Source organism: Pseudomonas caricapapayae, assembly GCF_001400735.1.
GTDB classification, from domain to species: domain Bacteria; phylum Pseudomonadota; class Gammaproteobacteria; order Pseudomonadales; family Pseudomonadaceae; genus Aquipseudomonas; species Aquipseudomonas caricapapayae.
In genome coordinates, this window is the sequence record NZ_LJPW01000030.1 from 1 (window position 1) to 18,145 (window position 18,145).

Sequence of the window (18,145 nt, forward strand, 5' to 3'; positions counted from 1 at the left end):
GCGTCACGAACTGCATGCCCACGCGGAGCGCCGGCACGATAGTCAAAACAAGGTCATGCCTTGAACACAGCCGCTGACACACAGTACTTTTCAACTGAACAGCCCCCAAAAAGCTGGACGCGCTGCGTTCGCTTCTAGATCCCGCTGAACCAGTTATAGCCCTGATCCTCCCAATACCCGCCGGGGTTCTCGTTGCTGACGAATATCTCGACAATGTGCTTGGGGTTCTTGAAGCCCAACTTGGTCGGCACCCGCACCCGCAACGGATAACCGTAGTCAGGAGGCAACGCGACTTCGCCGAAATCCAGCGCCAGCAGAGTCTGCGGGTGCAACGCGGTGGGCATATCGAGACTTGAATAATAACGGTCGGCGCACTTGAAACCGACAAAACGCGCCGTGGTATCCGCCCCGACATACTCCAGAAACGTCTTCAGCGGCACGCCGCCCCATTGCCCTATCGCACTCCAGCCCTCGATACAGATCAACCGAGTGATGTCGGTACGTTGTGGCAGTTTACGCAGCGCGTCCAGCGTCCACGGCTGCTTGTCACGGACCAGCCCGGACACCGCCAGCCGGTAATCGGAAAGCTCCAGCTCCGGCACGTTGTATTCGGGGTAAAACGCATTGAACGGGAACGGACTGGTCAACTGTGCCTTGCTGTAGGTCGGGGCCAGCTTCTGCCCGTTGAACAGCCAGGCCTGAACCCGGTCATTCCAGCGCGACATGGCCCACAGCACCTTGTCGACCTGGTCGCCATCCTGCAGGTTACACCCGGTGAGCATCGACATCGCGCCCACCGTCAACCCGGCGCGCAGGAACGAGCGACGCTGGATATCGACCAACTGGCTCTGTTGCGCAGGCTCCAGATGGATACGCTGGGTGACGCGTTTACGAGGTTCGTTCATGATTGTGCAGTTCCGTCTTCGTTCGGCTGGCGGCCGCCGGTAATCATCGGTAGCAAGGTACTTGGCACCAGCACGACCAGCACCAGGTGAACAACGACAAACGCGCCGATGGCTGCCATCGCGCCGAAGTGCACCCAACGGGCAAAATCGAACCCGCCCAGCAGGCTGACCAGATCCTGAAACTGCACCGGTTTCCAGATAGCGAGTCCCGACAGTACCACCAGCACGCCCATTGCCAGCACCAGCCAGTACATCAGCCGTTGCACAGCGTTGTAACGGCCTTTGACGTGGGCCAGCCGAAAATGCAGCGCGTCATTCATGTCACGCTTTACGTCTGATGGGCGAACCGGCAGCAGATCGCGCTTGAAGTGGCGGCTGAACACGCCATACAGCACATACAACAGACCGTTGATGACCAACAGCCACATCACCGCGAAGTGCCAGGCGATGGAGCCGCCCAGCCAGCCGCCGAGTGTCAGGTATTTGGGAAAGGTAAAAGGCATCAATGGCGATGCGTTATAGATCGCCCAACCGCTCATGAACATACAGGCCATGCCTGCGGCATTGACCCAGTGGGTCAGGCGCACCGGCCAGGGATGAATGGGGCGGGTTTTCATGTCGGGATCCCTCTGATCAGGCATGGACGGAGATGTCAGCGGCAGCGGCCTGCCCCTGACATCTCTGGCGGCGATTACATCGGCGGCGTGAAACCGTCCTTGCCGACGGCAACACCGCGTGCCGACTTACCGTCGTCAGCCGGGAACACAACAACCTTGGCACCTTTGGTCAACTGTTCGACCTTGCCTGGCTCGACATAGGCGATAGGCACGTCCTGTGGCACCACCAGTTTCTTCTCGCCGCCCTCATACTTGACGGTCAACGTACGGCCGTCGGCTCCGGCCAGTGTGCCGACGGTGCCATTAGTCATGGTGCCGGTGCTGCCATCGGCGTTTTCCCAACCGTAATGGCCTTCACCGCTGCCTTTGAGGCTCGCTTCGAAAACGGTCACCTCCAGGGCTTTCAACGTACCGTCAGCCTGGGGAACCGCAGCTGACCCGACAAAGCTGTCATCTTTGATCTGCTTGAAGTCAGCTTCGGACACAAGACGAATACCGGTCTTGTCAGTCAGTTTGATACTTTGATGCTGGCCCGCGCGAGTAGTGAAATCGAGCGTGTCGGCGCTCACGCTGTCGACGGTCCCGCGCATTGGTTTAACCACCTTCATGTCGGCGGCCTGGGTCATGACAGCGGCACTGAGCAACAGCAGGCCGAACGTGGCAGAGAATGCAGTCTTCATCGGTACTTCCTTGGCAGGTGAGATCTGAAATCCATCTTTGCACCGCTACCGGCACCGCAGAATGACCGGGCAATGACATTTTTGTCATTCGCCGGACACCTGGTCGGCAACTGGTTAGACTCCGGCATCGGCGCACCGAGGGTGCCTGCAAAAGCGTAGCGGACAAAACGATGCATATCCTGCTGATTGAAGACGACACCAAAACCGGCGAATACCTGAAGAAGGGCCTGGGGGAATCAGGCTACAAGGTCGACTGGACGCAGCACGGTGCCGACGGCCTGCACCTGGCGCTGGAAAACCGGTACGACCTGATCGTGCTGGATGTGATGCTGCCGGGCATCGACGGCTGGCAGATCATCGAAGTGCTCCGCGCCCGACAGGACGTACCGGTCTTGTTTCTGACCGCACGCGACCAGTTGCAAGACCGGATTCGCGGCCTGGAACTGGGTGCCGACGATTATCTGGTCAAACCGTTTTCCTTCACCGAACTGCTGCTGCGTATCCGTACCATCCTGCGGCGAGGAGTGGTGCGCGAGGCCGACCATTTTCATCTGGCCGACCTTGAACTGGACCTGCTGCGTCGCCGCGTAACGCGTCAGCAACAGGTCATCGTGCTGACCAACAAGGAATTTGCCCTGCTGCATCTATTATTGCGCCGCGAGGGCGATGTGCTGTCCAGGGCACAGATTGCCTCGGAAGTCTGGGACATGAATTTCGACAGCGACACCAATGTCGTGGACGTTGCCATCAAGCGCCTGCGCAGCAAGGTCGACCTGCCCTACCCGGTCAAACTCATCCATACCGTGCGCGGTATCGGTTATGTGTGCGAGGTACGGCCATGCGACGCCAGCCTTCCCTGACCCTGCGCTCGACCCTGGCGTTTGCGCTGTTGGCGATGCTCACCGTCAGCGGCGCGGGCCTGTACCTGTATCAGTCGATCGAAGAAACCGTGATGCAACGCAGCGACCATGCCGTGCTGGCGCGGCTGGACCACTTTCGCAAGCTGCTGCGCTATGACCTGACCATGGACAACCTCAAAGGCAGTCCGCAACTGTTCGAGAACATGCTCGACAGCGAGGAAGACATCTTCATCATCGGCGAGCCGGGCAAGCCGCCCGTGATCTCGGTCAACCCGCAACACGCGCCGCTGCCGGAACTGCCGACCGTAGCTCAGGATCAGCCGCTGCGGGTCGACGACCTGCGCAGCGGCCTGAGCCTGCAAGGCGTACCGTTGCGCGCGGCGGCGGTGCAAGTGATGTCCAATGGTGTCGAGGTCCGTCTGCAGGCCGCGCACCTGATGGTCAAGGAAATGGCCATGCTCGCCGGTTTTCGCCAGCGCATCTATATTGCCGTGGCGCTGGTCTTTCTGATCACCGCAGCGCTGGGCTACGTACTGCTGCGACGCGGCTTGCGTCCGTTGCGCAGGATGGCTGCTCACGCTGCCGCAATCACCCCGGCCAGCCTGCACAAACGGCTCGACAGTCGCGACACGCCGGTCGAACTGCAACAGCTGAGCGATGCCTTCAACGCCATGCTCGACCGTCTGGACGATGGTTATCGACGCCTGATGCAGTTTTCTGCCGACCTGGCCCACGAAATCCGTACACCGGTCGGTTCATTGATGGGCCACTGCCAGGTTGCGCTGCGCCAGAACCGCAGCGCCGATGAGTATCAGGCGCTGCTGGCCTCCAATCTGGAGGAGCTGGAGCGTATCTCAAGGCTGGTGGAAAGTATTTTGTTCCTGGCAAGAGCAGACGAGGCCCAATCCGCACTGGAACGCCAACCGCTGGACCTTCACGATGAATTGCAACGCGTGACCGGTTATTTCGAGGGGTTGGCCGAAGAGCGCAATCTGAGACTGAGCCACAGCGGACAAGGTACATTGCTAGCCGACCCGATCCTCCTGCGCCGTGCCCTTAGCAATCTGATCGCCAACGCCATCCGCTACGCCGATCAAGACAGCGAGATTCTGATCAGGGTATCGGCCGTTGATCGACAGTGGCAGATCGACGTCGAGAACCAGGGGCCGCAGCTGCCGCAAGCCAGTCTCGCCCGGCTTTTCGACCGTTTCTATCGTGGCGACGCTTCACGCCATGAACGCTCGGACTCCAACGGACTGGGTCTGGCCATCGTCACCGCGATCATGCAGTTGCATGGCGGCCGGGTCGACGTCACGCAACCCGGCCCCGGACGGATCTGCTTCAGCCTGATGTTTCCAGCGAGCTGAACGCTGCGCGACGTGCAGATCAGGACTTCTTGTCGTGGGCAATGGCCAGCTTGTAGAACGTCGCCGAGCCGCCTTCAGTGGTGTAGCCCGTGTTGTCCTGGGTATAGACCCCGGCCTTGAAGTAAAACAGCTTGGTGCTCCAGGCTGAATCCAGCTTGGCGTACCAGACCGAATCGAAGGCATTGACCGTCAGGTCGCCGCTGGGCGACAGGTTGATGGTGTAATTGAACTGCTTGTTGAGCGGCACACCCTGCGCAATGGTGATGACCTCGATTTCCGAGTCCGGAGTACGACGAAACTTGGCGACGATATTGCCGGTCTGCAGCTTCTCCTTGTACTGATATTCCACCTTCAACAGCGGTTCGGTGCTCTGGTAGCAGTGGATCTGGCCGATCACGATTTTACCGGTGGAAGGCACCTGATCGACTTCCAGCGTGGCGCGCAGGAAATTGTCGGCGCTGGAGTACGCCCAGTTGAAGACTCTGCCGTCGGAAGTAGTCTCGCGCAGCTCGGAGCGCGGGTACTTGGCGTTTTCTGTGGTGGAACCGGTCACCGGTGCCCAGAAAAACAGCGTCTCCCCGGATTGAAAATAACCATCCCGATAGCCCTTCACCAACTTGGGGGTTTCGATGATGGTCGCAGGACTTCCGACAGGGACGGAAAGATTCCAGGTGGCAAGGTCGATCATGGAGTAGCTCGCAAGGTACGCATCGCGCACCGACAGATGGCTCTGGAACGGGTGTGCTGGCCCGTTGTGGTCAACCAGACTATCGGCTGAATCGTTTATTTTTTAAACAGCAACGACAAGACACTGACGCCAACAAACCGCCACAAAACAGTCAATGCCACTACTTTGATGTCAAATCTTCCTGCAGGGCGAATTGCCATCCATTTGCTGCAGGCAGCGATTCATCAGGACCCTCCTATCGGATGCCGCGTCATTTTTTTGAATGGGCCTGAGCAAAATCACCCGGTTTTTGAGCAATTTACCGACGAACGGTAGCAATTATTTTTGAAAAAATGAACTTTCAGCACTACACGCTGACGCTGGAGACCGTTCATCGCCCTTTTGATGGGTAAAACCGGTTGGCGGACGCTTGAATAAGCGAAAAGTCTCCACTCGGCAGTTTCGGGTTGACTGTAAGAACTTGTTACGGGATATTAGTTAGCATCCTACTAATATCCTCCCTAACAATATTGCTCCTAACTAAATTCAACCCTGACTCAACCCGGTGATTCATGCTTGTCGATCCACTGCATCGCGCTGTCAGCAGCGGTCTGGTAGCCGCCTCTCGCCAATGGCGACGCATTTGCCACAACACACTGGCCACCTATGAAATTTCTGAAGCATGTGCAGGGCCACTGTTGGCAATCGCACGCTTGGGTGACGGCGTGCACCAGGTGAAAGTCGCGCAGGCGGCCGGCATGGAAAGTCCGACGCTGGTGCGTCTGCTGGACCAGCTGTGCAAGGCAGGCATCGTCTGCCGCAGCGAAGACCCCAATGATCGCCGTGCCAAGGCCCTCAGCCTGACCGACAAGGGTCGCGCGCTGGCCGGTTCGATAGAGCTGGAGCTGACGCGGCTGCGGGCGGATGTACTTCAGGGTCTGCAACCTGCCGATCTTGAAGCCACCTTGCGGGTATTTCAGGCCTTCGCCGAGGCGGCGCAGCGTGAGCATGGGGGACAGATTTGAACGGCTTCTTTTCCAGCGTTCCCCCGGCACGTGACTGGTTCTACGGCGTGCGCACCTTCGGCGCATCCATGCTGGCGCTGTACATCGCATTATTGATGGAAATGCCGCGCCCCTATTGGGCCATGGCCACGGTGTACATCGTGTCGAGCCCGTTCGTCGGCCCGACCAGTTCCAAAGCCCTGTATAGAGCCGCCGGGACTCTGGCCGGTGCCGCTGCGTCAGTGCTGCTGGTACCGATGTTCGTGCAGACGCCCTTGCTGCTGGCCATCGTCGTCGGGCTGTGGACCGGCACCTTGTTGTTCCTGTCCCTGCACTTGCGCACGGCTAACAGCTACGCACTGATGCTCGCCGGCTACACCATGCCGCTGATTTCCCTGCCGGTGGTCGACAACCCGCAGGCCGTGTTCGACATCGCGGTATCACGCACCGAAGAAATTTTTCTCGGCATCATCTGCGCCGCCGTCGTAGGTGCAATGTTCTGGCCCAGACGGCTGGCACCTGTGTTTCAGGCCACTACGGAAAAATGGTTCGGTGACGCCTCGACCTACAGCCAGCGCTTTATCAGCCGCACCTGTCAGCCCGAGGAAATCGGCGTATTACGCAATTCGATGGTCGGCAGCTTCAACTCACTGGAAATGATGATCGGCCAGTTGAGCCACGAAGGCGCACGCAAGCAGACCGTGCGCAATGCCAATGAACTGCGCGGCCGGATGATCCACCTGTTACCGGTCATCGATGCACTGGATGATGCGCTGTGGGCGCTTGAACGACGCTCGCCAGAGCTGTTGGCCGGCCTGAAACCCTTGTTGCAAAAGACGTGCGAATGGCTGGAAAGCACTGCCGACGGCCCGCAACGGGAGCACTGGCAACAGCTGCATCATGAGCTGGAACGCCTGCAGCCGGCCTCCGCGCAACTGGACGACCGCGATCAACTGCTGCTCTCCAATACGCTGTTCAGGCTCGGCGAGTGGATCGACCTGTGGCTGGATTGTCGAACCCTGCAATATGCGATCAGGACGGACGACCAGTCGCCATGGAGAGCGGTCTATCGCCACTGGCGCCTGGGCCGGCTGACGCCATTTCTGGACCGGGGCCTGATGCTTTATTCAGTGACTTCGACCGTACTGGCGATCATCGCTGCATCCGTGTTGTGGATTTTGCTGGGCTGGAAAGACGGGGCCAGCGCAGTGGCGCTGGCAGCGGTGTCGTGCAGTTTCTTTGCGGCCATGGACGACCCTGCCCCGCAAATCTACCGGTTCTTCTTCTGGACCCTGCTCTCGGTGGTGTTTGCCAGCCTGTACCTGTTCGTGGTGCTGCCCAATCTGCATGACTTCCCGATGCTGGTGCTGGCCTTCGCAGTGCCATTCATCTGCGTCGGCACCCTGACCGTGCAGCCGCGTTTCTTTCTCGGCACGCTGCTGACCATCGTCAACACCTCGTCGTTCATCAGTATTCAAAGCGCCTACGACGCGGACTTCATGAACTTCCTCAATTCCAACCTGGCCGGTCCTGCCGGGCTGCTGTTTGCCTTTATCTGGACGCTGGTGTTCCGTCCGTTCGGCGTCGAACTGGCGGTCAAGCGCCTGACCCGTTTCAGCTGGCGCGACATCGCCAGCCTCAGTGAAAACTCGTCTCTGGCCGAACATCGGCGCATGGGCGTGCAAATGCTCGACCGCCTGATGCAGCAGTTGCCGCGCCTGACGCTTACCGCGCAGGACACCGGGATTGCCCTGCGTGAATTGCGTGTCGCGCTGAACATGCTCGACCTGCTGGCCTACACCCGCCGCGCCACGCCTGCGGCCCAGGTGTTGTTGCGCCAGGTGATCGATGAAGTCAGCGGCTATTTCAAACACTGCCGCAAGGCTGGCGAAAGACTGCCCGCGCCAAGGGGCCTGTTGATGGTCATGGACCGCGCACGCCGCGCGTTGACCGATCAGGAAATGGGCGGCAACCCGGCCCGGCTGCATCTGTTGCATGCCCTCAGCGGACTGCGTCTGGCCTTGTTGCCGGGGGTCGAGATCGTCACCGTGGGCGGCGAACTGACCGAACAACTGCCGCATAACATCGATGGAGCGCCCCTGTGATCGGTGATCTGGACATCAGCGGGATCTTCATCCCCACGTTCCTGGCGATGATGGGCATCGCCTATCTGCTGTTTCTTGCCGTGCACGCCGTGCTGTCGCGTGCCCACTTCTACCGTCTGGTCTGGCACCGGGCTTTGTTCAACGTAGGTCTATACGCTTTGTTGCTGGGCGCCGTGGATACTCTAAGTCGATACCTGATGACATGAAAAAACCGATACTGACACTGGGCCGCGTGGTCCTGACCCTGCTGGTTGTCACCTTGGCCGCTGTCGTTGTATGGCGCATGGTGATGTATTACATGTACGCGCCGTGGACCCGCGACGGGCATATTCGCGCCGATATCGTGCAGATCGCACCGGACGTGTCCGGGCTTATCCAGAAGGTCGAAGTTACTGACAACCAGCCCGTGCACAAGGGTCAGGTGCTGTTCACCATCGATCAGGACCGCTTCCGCCTGGCCCTGCGTCAGGCGCAGGCCACGGTGGCCGAGCGCCAGGAAACCTGGGAGCAGGCACGCCGCGAGAACAAGCGTAACCGGGGTCTGGGCAACCTGGTGGCCCGCGAGCAACTGGAAGAAAGCCAGTCCCGCGAAGCCCGGGCACTTTCTGCGCTCGGTGAGTCTCGGGTCGCAGTGGATGCCGCGCAGTTGAATCTGGATCGCTCGGTGATCCGCAGCCCGGTCGACGGCTACCTCAACGACCGGGCACCCCGCGAGCATGAATTCGTCACCGCCGGGCGTCCGGTGCTGTCGGTGGTCGATTCCGCATCATTCCATATCGACGGCTACTTCGAGGAAACCAAACTGGACGGCATTCATGTCGGCCAGGGTGTCGACATTCGGGTCATCGGCGACAATGCACGGCTGACCGGTCATGTAGTAAGCATCGTCGCCGGTATCGAAGACCGCGACCGCAGCAGCGGCTCGAACCTGCTGCCCAACGTCAACCCGGCCTTCAGTTGGGTACGCCTGGCACAGCGCATTCCGGTGCGCATTGCCTTCGATGACGTACCCGCCGATTTCCGTATGATCGCCGGGCGTACTGCGACGGTGTCGATTATCGACGATACGCAGGAGCGCGCACGATGAAACGTGCCTTACGCGTGGCCGCACTCGGTTTTACTGCCGTGCTTTCGGCGTGTCAGGTGGTCGGGCCGGATTACCAACCGCCCAAGGATGGCGCGATCAACCGCCCGGATCTGCAGGGCGAACTGGCAGGTCGCTCGGTCAACACCGTATCGGCCCCGGTGCCTGCACACTGGTGGCGGCTGTATCAGGATGCGCGTCTGGATGAACTGGTGCGCCAGGCCATTGCCTCCAATACCGATCTGCGCATCGCCGCCGCCAACCTGCAGCGTGCCCGCTATCAGACCTCGGAAGCCGAGGCGGCTGGCGGTTTTACCAATGGCGCGAAAATCGGTGCCCAGCGTGTACAGGAGTCGGGCGAAGCGTTTCTGCTGACCGACAAGGTGCCGGTCGCCAATGTGGGCGACGTGGGTCTGACCACCTCGTATCAGTTCGATCTGTTCGGCACCTTGCAGCGCGGTATCGAAGCGGCGCAGGCCAATGTCGATGCCACTCAGGCGGCGGTCGATACCGCACGCATAACTGTGGTCGCCGATGTGGTGCGCGCCTATACGCAGATTTGCGCCGCCAACGAAGAGCTCGACATCGCTCGTGAATCGCTGGACCTGCAGCAACAGAGCGTAACCCTCAACCAGCGTCTTCGCGATGCCGGGCGAGGCGATGAAACCCAGGTCACTCGCTCGCAGACGCAGTTCAAGTCGTTGCGTGCCGAAATGCCTCGTTACGAAGCGCGGCGACAGGCGGCGATGTTCCGCCTGTCGATGCTGCTGGCAAAACCCGTGGAGCAACTGCCCGACGGGGTCGGCTCCTGCAACGCACTGCCGCACATTGCACAGGTCATGCCCGTTGGCGATGGTGCCGCGCTGCTAAAACGTCGCCCGGATGTGCGTCAGGCCGAGCGTCATCTGGCGATGTCGACGGCAGAGATCGGCGTTGCCACGGGCGAGCTTTACCCGGACATCAGCATCGGTGCGAGCATCGGCACTACCGGCCTGATCGAGAACCTTGGCAAACCGGCGGCCAACCACTGGGGCTTCGGACCGCTGCTGAACTGGACCATTCCGTCCAACGGCTCGCGCGCGCGCATCCATCAGGCCGAGGCCTCGGCCCAGGCTGCGCTGGCGCGCTTTGACGGCGTGGTACTCAATGCCATCCGTGAAACCCAGACTGGGCTGGCGCAATATACCGCCCTGCTCGACCGTCGCGATGCCCTCAAGGAAGCCGAGCAATCCGCCAAAGAAGCGGCTGACCAGACCCACCGTTTCTATCAGGCCGGACGCGCTTCGTTTCTCGCCGACCTGCAAGCCACGCGCACCTACACCGACGTACGCGCGCAGATGGCAGAGGCCAACACCCAGGTGGCCATGGGGCAGATCAACCTGTTTCTGGCACTCGGCGGCGGCTGGGAGAAGGATGAGGTGGCCAGGAAACAGGACTCGGACCAGGCAGGAGCTAAGCCACGTCACCCGGATTAATCAAAGACCTCAGAACGTGGTCCTCCCAGACCCCGGCAATTTTCAGGTAGGCGCGCGCGTACCCTTCCTTTTCGAAGCCGAGTGATTGCAGAAGTCGCTCGCTTCGTACATTGGCTGGCATGTGGCTGGCCATAATTCGATGCAGCCCCACCTGTTCAAAACAAAAGCGATTGGTGACCTCAAGCGCCCTTTTCATCAAGCCACGCCCCTGAGCAGTCTCTGCCAGCGAGAAGCCGAGGTTACAGGCCTGAAAAACACCCCTCACGATATTCGTGTAACTGCACCGCCCCAGCAACTCGCCGCCGTCTGACTCCGTGACGAGGAAGAAAATCGCGCTTCCGGCCTGCATGCTTTCCCACTGCTGCTGAACCCTTGATCTGGCGTTTTCGAGGATGAAATAGTCATCGTCCCTCGACGGTTCCCAAGGCTGCAGATGCTTGCGATTGGCCTTTTCGTACCGGTTGATCAACTCGCAATCATCAAACGCCAACACCCTGATCGAAAAACCCTCGCCCGAATAGTGCATGCATCCTCCCGCGTCGGTCATTGCCGACGCTCACCACCTGGCTTGTTATACGTAGCCCTGATGATTCCAGTACTGGACGCTCTGTGCCACAAGAGGACGCGCAGCGTCACGAAACGGCATGACGACGCGGAGCGTCGCACGATAGTCAGAGTAACGTTCCTCACGCTCCAGCATGGGAACGCTGTTCTGGACGCTCTGCGTCCGATCTTTGACTGTGTTGCCAACACGCTTGCACTCAACCACCCAATGCTCCTAGGCTCTGCCGATCTTAGAATCGGGAAGCACCATGGACACCTCTCTCAGCCGCCGCGAGCAGCTGCATATTGTTATTTTCCAGGCCGATACGCCTGCCGGGCGAACCTTTGACAAGATTGTTCTGGTCGCCATTCTGCTCAGTCTGCTGGTCACGGTCATCGACAGTATCGAGAGCATTCATCGCGACTACGCGATGCTGTTCGCATGGATCGAATGGGGCTTTACGCTGCTGTTCGCGATCGAATACATCCTGCGCCTTTATTGCTCGCCCCGACCGCTGAAATATGCGTTCAGTTTTTACGGGCTGGTCGACCTGCTGGCCATCGTGCCAGGGGTGCTGTCGATCTATTACAGTGACGCACAATACCTGCTGATCGTGCGGATCGTCCGTATGTTGCGGATTTTCCGGGTGCTCAAGCTCGGCACCTACCTGCGCCAGGCCAACTACCTGCTGGCGGCGCTGCGTGGCAGCAAGCAGAAGATCATCGTGTTTCTGGTCACCGTTTCCACGCTGGTCACGGTGTTCGGTACGCTGATGTATGTAATCGAAGGCCCGGAGCACGGTTTCACCAGTATCCCCAAGGGGATTTACTGGGCTATCGTGACCCTGACAACGGTCGGCTTCGGCGACATAGTGCCCAAGACGCCGGTCGGCCAGATGCTCTCGTCGCTGGTGATGATCATCGGTTACTCGATCATCGCCGTGCCCACCGGCATATTCACCGCCGAACTGGCCAATGCCATGCGTGGCGAGCAGTTGAAGCATGACTGCCCGGTGTGCTCGAAAAACCTTCACGAGCATGGCGCGGCGTTCTGCTCACGCTGCGGCAATCAATTGTTTAAAAAAACAGAGCACGGGGCATAAGCAAAGATCTTTTCGGTCTTTAAACCGCAGGCGCGTTGCTGATAGTGTCGCGGCATTACGCCATCAGGCTTGTCACACCACTCTTCATCTCAAGGACCCTGCAGTGAATAAACTCTTCGCCGCCTCGCTACTGGCCGCCGGCCTGGCCTTTGCCAGCGCTGCCCAGGCAGCCCCGACGCTGCTCAACGTCTCCTACGACGTGATGCGTGATTTCTACAAGGACTACAACAGCGCCTTCCAGAAACACTGGAAGGCCGAAAAAAATGAAGATGTGAGCGTGCAGATGTCCTTCGGCGGGTCAAGCAAGCAGGCGCGCTCGGTCATCGACGGGCTGCCGGCTGACGTGATCACCATGAACATGGCCACCGACATCAACGCCCTGGCCGACAACGGCGCACTGGTGCCGAAAGACTGGGTCAGCCGCCTGCCGAACAACAGTGCGCCCTTCACCTCGGCCACTGTGTTCATCGTGCGCAAGGGCAACCCGAAGGCCCTCAAAGACTGGCCGGATCTGATCAAGGATGGCGTGGAAGTCATCGTGCCCAATCCGAAAACCTCGGGCAACGGCCGCTACACTTACCTGTCGGCGTGGGGCTACACCCTGAAAAAAGGCGGCGATGAAGCGGCCGCGAAGAAATTCGTCGGCGATCTGTTTCGCCATGTGCCGGTCCTCGACACGGGCGGTCGTGGCGCGACCACGACCTTCATGACCAACCAGATCGGCGATGTGCTGGTGACCTTCGAAAACGAAGCGGAGATGATTGCCCGAGAATTCGGTCGCGACCAGTTCGAAGTGGTCTATCCGTCTGTGTCGGCGCAAGCCGAGCCACCGGTCAGTGTGGTCGACAAGGTCGTGGACAAGAAACAGTCCCGCGCCCTGGCCGAAGCCTACCTGCAATACCTGTGGTCACCGGAAGGCCAGGAAATCGCCGCCAAAAACTACCTGCGTCCGCGTGATCCGCAGGTTCTGGCCAAGTACACTGACCGCTTCCCGAAAGTGGATTTCCTGTCGGTGGAGAACACTTTCGGTGACTGGCGTACGGTGCAGAAGACCCACTTCGTTGACGGTGGTGTCTTCGACCAGATCTATCCGGGCAAGTAAGCAACCCGCGCAACGCAAAACGGCGACCCATCAGGTCGCCGTTTTCATTTGCAGGCTGAATCAGTTACTGAACTGCTTGCCCAACCCGGCCGGAACGCCGCTGGCGTCGGTCGCCTGCCACGGACCATTGGGGTTGGTGGCCCAGCTCCAGCCGTTGTTCCACTGGTAATAGGTGCGCTGGCGATAGAACGTATTGGGCTGATCGTCCATCACGTACACGCCAAGGCGCGGGTCCCAATGGCTGCCGCCACCCGGCGGCGGAGCAAAGCTGGCCGAGGTTTTCGGTGCTGCGACGGGTGCCTTGGCCGGCTCTGCGGGCGCAGTACTCGGGCGCGGCGCGCCAGGCTGCTGGCCGCCCGGCAGGTTAAGGATCGGATCCTGGCTGTGTGGTGGTGCCGGATGCTGGACTGCACAGGCACTCAGGCCAACGACCAGACCCAACAAGGTGATGCGTGCGGTACGGTACATAAGCAATTTTTCTCTAGTTATCCGGACTGTCGATGGTCAATACCTGCTGCGCCTGGGTATCGCTGGCCAGCGGCTGACTGCGGCCGACCCACTCACCGGTGGTTGGCTGCCCTGCACGAGACACTCTCGCAACCAGTTGGACTTGCGCAAAGTTCGACAGGTTCAGTTGCGGCATCATTGCATCGGCATCGCTCAGTTCGACTTCGGCAGGCAGGTCCGCCACGGTGATGCGTTTGACCGCCAGGGGGGCCGCCGGTCCCTTGATGGCGCGAGCAAAGATGAACACGCTGTCTTCCGGCCGCACTTTGCCTTCAAGCGCCGGAGCCAGTCTGACAAGGACCTTGAGCGATTTACTCCTGACCGACGCACCGTGCTCGACAAGATTTTCCCGGGCGCGGGCAATGCCACCCTCCAGTGCCGAACGCGATGCGTCATCTGCGGGCAATGCCGCGAGCAACCGGGTCCAGTAATCCACCGCTGCCTGATAGCGCTGCGTTTCGAACGCGGCAATTCCCAGCAGGCCAAGGCTGGTGACTTCTCTGGGGTCAGCCTGCAACGCTTCGTCGGTCAGCACCTGCACCTGAGCGGTGAAGTGCTTGTCGCTGGCGAAATACAACGCCTGCGCCCACTGCCCGAGCAGCTCCGGCTGCCTTCCGGCCAGTGCGACCGAACGTTCGAACATCCGTGCAGCATCAGCAGGACGGTTCTGCGCCATGTAGCTGCGCGCCAGAAAATACAGGTTCTCGGCAGAATCCGGCTGGGCCTGCACACTGCGCTCAAGACGCTGGGTCATGTCTGCCAGCGAGGTCGGTGGTCGAGCGAATTCGCGGCTTAGCTCGACCCGGTCACTGGCTCCCAGTTGCAGATAACCCGTCAGCCCCAGTACCGGCACCAGCACTGCGGCCAACAACAAGACGGGCTTGCCCAGCCGCGAGTTGCGAGCAGGCTCTGCGCCTTCGGTGTCGGCCAGCAGCTCCCGTGCCGCCTCGGCACGCGCGCCTTGCAGTTGCGCCACCGACAATACGCCCTGCTCCTGCTGAACCTGCAACTCGCTCAATCGTTCCTGATACAGCGCCACGTTCAGAGCGGTGCGGTCTTCGTCACGTTGCGCACGCTGGCCGCGCAGCACCGGTATCAGCAGGAAACCAAGGGCCACGAGCAAGAGAACCCCGGTCGCTATCCAGAAATCGATCATGGGCGGTTGTCATCCAGCAGTCTGGCAAGGCGTTGTCGCTCATCCTCGGAAAGCCCCTCGGCTTGTCCAGGTGAGACCTTGCGACGTCGAGCGACGATGAAACCGATCACCACCACACCACCGATCAACAATCCGGCCGGGCCGAACCACAGCAGCCAGGTACGGGTATTGAGGCTCGGTTTGTAACGAACGAAGTCGCCATAGCGATCGACCATGAAGTCGATGATCTGCGGATCGCTCTGCCCTTCGCCCAGCATGCGATAGATTTCCTTGCGCAGATCAGCGGCAATCGGCGCATTGGAGTCGGCAATGTCCTGATTCTGGCATTTGGGGCAGCGCAACTCTCTGGTCAGCTCGCTGTAGCGGGCACGCTCGGCGTCATCGCGAAAGGCATAGGCGTCGATGGCCGCCTGGGCCATGTCGGACAGCAGCAGGTTCAGCAAAAGAACGGTGAGGCAGCGCTTCATGGTCTGCCCTCGTCAACCAGCGCCTGATAACGGGCAGCGAGCTTTTCTCGCCAGACAGCCTCATCGATAACCCCGACATGTTTGTAACGAATGATGCCCTGACGGTCGATCAGGAACGTTTCCGGCGCACCGTACACGCCCAGATTCAGCCCCAGAGAGCCGTCTTCGTCACGAATATTCAATTGGTAAGGGTCGTGAAACTCCCGGAGCCATTGCAGCGCATCGGCATTGACGTCCTTGTAATTCACCCCGTAGATCTGCACGCCCTGCTGCGCCAGCCGGGCAAGCAGCGGATGCTCCACCCGGCAGGCCACGCACCAGGTGCCCCAGACGTTGACCAGCGCAGGCCTGCCCAACAGATCGGCACGGGACAAGACCCGGTCGCCCTGCACCGCGGGTAACGAGAACGCCGGAAAAGGCTTGCCGATCAGGGCCGAGGGCAGCTCGGCGGGGTTCAGATACAACCCGCGATAGAGGAACGCCGCAACGCCCAGAAACAGCGCCAGTGGCAGTATCATGACCCAGCGTTTCATAGTGCCGCTCCCGACAGGCCCAGGGCCTCGCGCACCTTGCTGGCGACCCGGGTACGATAACGCCGGTCCAGCGCCGCCAGCACACCTCCCAGCCCAGTCAACAGACCGCCCAGCCAGATCCAGCGCACGAAGGGTTTGACGTGGACCCGTATGGCCCACGCGCCATCGCCCAGCGGTTCACCCAGGGCGACATACAGATCACGACTGAACCCGGCATCAATACCTGCTTCGGTCATCATCGACTGCTGCACGGTGTACAGGCGCTTCTCCGGGTGCAGTTCGGTGAGCTGAACCCCATTGCGCAGCACGCGGACAGTACCCCGATCCGAAGTGAAGTTCGGCCCTTCGTAGTGCTTTGCGCCTTCGAATACAAAGACATAACCGCCCAGTTCGGTAGACTCGCCGGGGGCCATGCGCAAGTCGCGCTCAGCGCTGTTCTGGCTGGATAACACCACGCCCAGTGCGCAGACCACGATGCCAAGGTGCGCCAGCTGCATGCCCCAGTAACTGCGGGTCAGGCTGCGTGCACCGCTGAACAGGCCCTTGTGGCGCGTCTTGTCGAACAGGTCGCGAACCCCGGCCAGCAGCACCCAGGCAGCGAGCATGACGGTTGCCAGCACCGCCCATTGGAAATCGCCCATAAGCAGGCCGGCGAGCACCGCCAGCACGGCACTGCCGACCAGTACCGGGGCGAGCATGCCCAACAGCCATTTCAGCGGCGTGTCCTTCCAGCGCACCAATACGCCGACGGCCATGACCACCAGCAAGAGTGCCATCAGTGGCACGAACAGCGCATTGAAATACGGCGGGCCGACCGACATCTTGGCACCGCTCATGGCGTCTATCACCAGTGGATAAAGGGTGCCCAGCAAGATCGTCGAGGCGGCAACCACCAGCAGCAGGTTATTGCCCAGCAGCAGGGTTTCTCGCGACCACAGGCCGAATCCGACGTGACTTTTGACCACCGGTGCGCGAATGGCGAACAGGGTCAGCGAGCCCCCCGTCACCACCAGCAGGAACATCAGAATGAACACCCCTCGCGCCGGGTCCGACGCAAAGGCGTGCACCGATGTCAGCACCCCGGAGCGGACCAGAAAGGTGCCCAGCAGGCTTAGCGAAAATGCAGCGATTGCCAGCAACACAGTCCAGCTTTTGAACACACCGCGTTTTTCCGTGACCGCCAGCGAGTGAATCAGCGCCGTGCCTACCAGCCAGGGCATGAAGGAGGCGTTTTCCACCGGGTCCCAGAACCACCAGCCACCCCAACCCAGCTCGTAATACGCCCACCACGAGCCCAGACTGATGCCAATGCCCAGAAACGCCCACGCCACCAGCGTCCATGGCCGCGACCAGCGCGCCCATGCAGCGTCGAGTCGGCCGCCGAGCAAAGCGGCGATGGCGAACGCAAAGGCTACGGAGAAACCCACATAGCCCATGTACAGCATCGGCGGATGCACGATCAGACCGATGTCCTGCAACAACGGGTTGAGGTCGCGTCCGTTGGCGGGCATCTGCGGTAACAGACGCGAAAACGGGTTGGAGGTAAGAATCAGAAACAACAGAAAACCCAGGCTGATCATGCCCATCACCGCGAGGACCCGGGCCAGCATCACCTGCGGCAACTGCCGGGAAAACACCGATACGGCGAAGGTCCAGCCGCCGAGAATCAGCGCCCAGAGCAGTAACGAGCCTTCATGCGCGCCCCAAACGGCGCTGAACTTGTAATACCAGGGCAACGCGGTATTGGAGTTCTGTGCAACGTAGGTAACGGAAAAATCGTCGACCATGAACGCGTAGGTCAGGCACCCGAACGCGAAGATCAGAAAGCTGAATTGCCCCCATGCCGCCGGACGGGCAAGACTCATCCACAGGCGGTCGCCACGCCATGCGCCGATCAGCGGAATAATGGCCTGCACCAGCGCAAAGCCGAGTGCCAGAATCATGGCCAGATGGCCGAGTTCGGGAATCAT

General features: G+C 60.3%; 19 protein-coding genes. 9 read left to right on the top strand and 10 right to left on the bottom strand.

Going from position 1 to position 18,145, the window contains the following annotated elements; genetic code table 11:
* Window positions 1-134: 134 nt before the first annotated feature.
* The 3 genes from ALO80_RS03715 to ALO80_RS03725 form a co-directional block, all read right to left on the bottom strand.
* Window positions 135-905, bottom strand: a complete 771-nt coding sequence (locus ALO80_RS03715; RefSeq protein ID WP_055007985.1) for a molybdopterin-dependent oxidoreductase — start codon at window positions 903-905, stop codon at window positions 135-137.
* Window positions 902-1,522, bottom strand: a complete 621-nt coding sequence (locus tag ALO80_RS03720; protein WP_055007986.1) for a cytochrome b/b6 domain-containing protein — start codon at window positions 1,520-1,522, stop codon at window positions 902-904. The genes ALO80_RS03715 and ALO80_RS03720 overlap by 4 nt, the downstream gene beginning before the upstream one ends.
* Window positions 1,523-1,596: 74 nt before the next feature.
* Window positions 1,597-2,202 carry a hypothetical protein gene (locus tag ALO80_RS03725; protein ID WP_055007987.1) on the bottom strand — a complete coding sequence of 202 codons (606 nt, stop codon included), beginning with the start codon at window positions 2,200-2,202 and terminating at the stop codon, window positions 1,597-1,599.
* Between the two features lie 170 nt (window positions 2,203-2,372).
* Here ALO80_RS03725 and ALO80_RS03730 point away from each other — a divergent pair, with 170 nt between their 5' ends.
* Both ALO80_RS03730 and ALO80_RS03735 read left to right on the top strand, forming a co-directional pair.
* The gene (locus ALO80_RS03730; RefSeq protein WP_002554192.1) at window positions 2,373-3,062 is read left to right on the top strand and encodes a heavy metal response regulator transcription factor; all 690 of its coding nucleotides are present in this window, start codon (window positions 2,373-2,375) and stop codon (window positions 3,060-3,062) included.
* Entirely contained in the window at window positions 3,041-4,429 is a 1,389-nt protein-coding gene (locus ALO80_RS03735; protein ID WP_055007988.1) for a heavy metal sensor histidine kinase, read from the top strand. Before ALO80_RS03730 ends, ALO80_RS03735 begins: the two co-directional genes overlap by 22 nt.
* Window positions 4,430-4,448: 19 nt before the next feature.
* On the opposite strand, the gene ALO80_RS03740 is transcribed toward ALO80_RS03735, so the two are convergent.
* Window positions 4,449-5,117 carry a polysaccharide lyase family 7 protein gene (locus ALO80_RS03740; protein WP_054985969.1) on the bottom strand — a complete coding sequence of 223 codons (669 nt, stop codon included), beginning with the start codon at window positions 5,115-5,117 and terminating at the stop codon, window positions 4,449-4,451.
* 551 nt (window positions 5,118-5,668) lie between these two features.
* Here ALO80_RS03740 and ALO80_RS03745 point away from each other — a divergent pair.
* The 5 genes from ALO80_RS03745 to ALO80_RS03765 are packed head-to-tail and all read left to right on the top strand — an operon-like array spanning window position 5,669 to window position 10,764.
* Window positions 5,669-6,121, top strand: a complete 453-nt coding sequence (locus ALO80_RS03745) for a MarR family winged helix-turn-helix transcriptional regulator (protein WP_055007989.1) — start codon at window positions 5,669-5,671, stop codon at window positions 6,119-6,121.
* Window positions 6,118-8,205: an FUSC family protein gene (locus tag ALO80_RS03750; protein WP_055007990.1), complete on the top strand. Its 2,088-nt coding sequence runs from the start codon at window positions 6,118-6,120 to the stop codon at window positions 8,203-8,205. The genes ALO80_RS03745 and ALO80_RS03750 overlap by 4 nt, the downstream gene beginning before the upstream one ends.
* Window positions 8,202-8,411: a DUF1656 domain-containing protein gene (locus tag ALO80_RS03755; protein ID WP_055007991.1), complete on the top strand. Its 210-nt coding sequence runs from the start codon at window positions 8,202-8,204 to the stop codon at window positions 8,409-8,411. The genes ALO80_RS03750 and ALO80_RS03755 overlap by 4 nt, the downstream gene beginning before the upstream one ends.
* Window positions 8,408-9,292 (top strand): efflux RND transporter periplasmic adaptor subunit, encoded by an 885-nt coding sequence (locus ALO80_RS03760; protein WP_055007992.1) that lies wholly within the window; start codon window positions 8,408-8,410, stop codon window positions 9,290-9,292. Before ALO80_RS03755 ends, ALO80_RS03760 begins: the two co-directional genes overlap by 4 nt.
* Entirely contained in the window at window positions 9,289-10,764 is a 1,476-nt protein-coding gene (locus ALO80_RS03765) for an efflux transporter outer membrane subunit (RefSeq protein WP_055007993.1), read from the top strand. The genes ALO80_RS03760 and ALO80_RS03765 overlap by 4 nt, the downstream gene beginning before the upstream one ends.
* Here ALO80_RS03765 and ALO80_RS03770 read toward each other — a convergent pair.
* Entirely contained in the window at window positions 10,742-11,290 is a 549-nt protein-coding gene (locus tag ALO80_RS03770; protein WP_055007994.1) for a GNAT family N-acetyltransferase, read from the bottom strand. The genes ALO80_RS03765 and ALO80_RS03770 overlap by 23 nt on opposite strands.
* 286 nt (window positions 11,291-11,576) lie before the next feature.
* Between ALO80_RS03770 and ALO80_RS03780 the strand changes: the two genes are divergently transcribed.
* Window positions 11,577-12,410, top strand: a complete 834-nt coding sequence (locus tag ALO80_RS03780) for an ion transporter (protein WP_055007996.1) — start codon at window positions 11,577-11,579, stop codon at window positions 12,408-12,410.
* 103 nt (window positions 12,411-12,513) lie between these two features.
* On the top strand, window positions 12,514-13,512 hold the full coding sequence (locus ALO80_RS03785) for a sulfate ABC transporter substrate-binding protein (RefSeq protein WP_055007997.1): 999 nt from the start codon (window positions 12,514-12,516) through the stop codon (window positions 13,510-13,512).
* 60 nt (window positions 13,513-13,572) lie between these two features.
* Here the strand turns inward: ALO80_RS03785 and ALO80_RS03790 are convergent, their stop codons facing one another.
* From ALO80_RS03790 to ALO80_RS03810, 5 genes are read right to left on the bottom strand one after another with little or no spacing between them, the layout of a single operon-like run.
* Window positions 13,573-13,980, bottom strand: a complete 408-nt coding sequence (locus tag ALO80_RS03790; protein WP_055007998.1) for a hypothetical protein — start codon at window positions 13,978-13,980, stop codon at window positions 13,573-13,575.
* Between the two features lie 13 nt (window positions 13,981-13,993).
* Window positions 13,994-15,175 (bottom strand): c-type cytochrome biogenesis protein CcmI, encoded by a 1,182-nt coding sequence (gene ccmI, locus ALO80_RS03795; RefSeq protein WP_055007999.1) that lies wholly within the window; start codon window positions 15,173-15,175, stop codon window positions 13,994-13,996.
* Window positions 15,172-15,642, bottom strand: a complete 471-nt coding sequence (locus tag ALO80_RS03800; protein ID WP_055008000.1) for a cytochrome c-type biogenesis protein — start codon at window positions 15,640-15,642, stop codon at window positions 15,172-15,174. Before ALO80_RS03800 ends, ccmI begins: the two co-directional genes overlap by 4 nt.
* Complete coding sequence (locus ALO80_RS03805; RefSeq protein ID WP_055008001.1) at window positions 15,639-16,175, bottom strand: DsbE family thiol:disulfide interchange protein; 537 nt, start codon at window positions 16,173-16,175, stop codon at window positions 15,639-15,641. Before ALO80_RS03805 ends, ALO80_RS03800 begins: the two co-directional genes overlap by 4 nt.
* Complete coding sequence (locus ALO80_RS03810) at window positions 16,172-18,145, bottom strand: heme lyase CcmF/NrfE family subunit (protein WP_055008002.1); 1,974 nt, start codon at window positions 18,143-18,145, stop codon at window positions 16,172-16,174. The genes ALO80_RS03805 and ALO80_RS03810 overlap by 4 nt, the downstream gene beginning before the upstream one ends.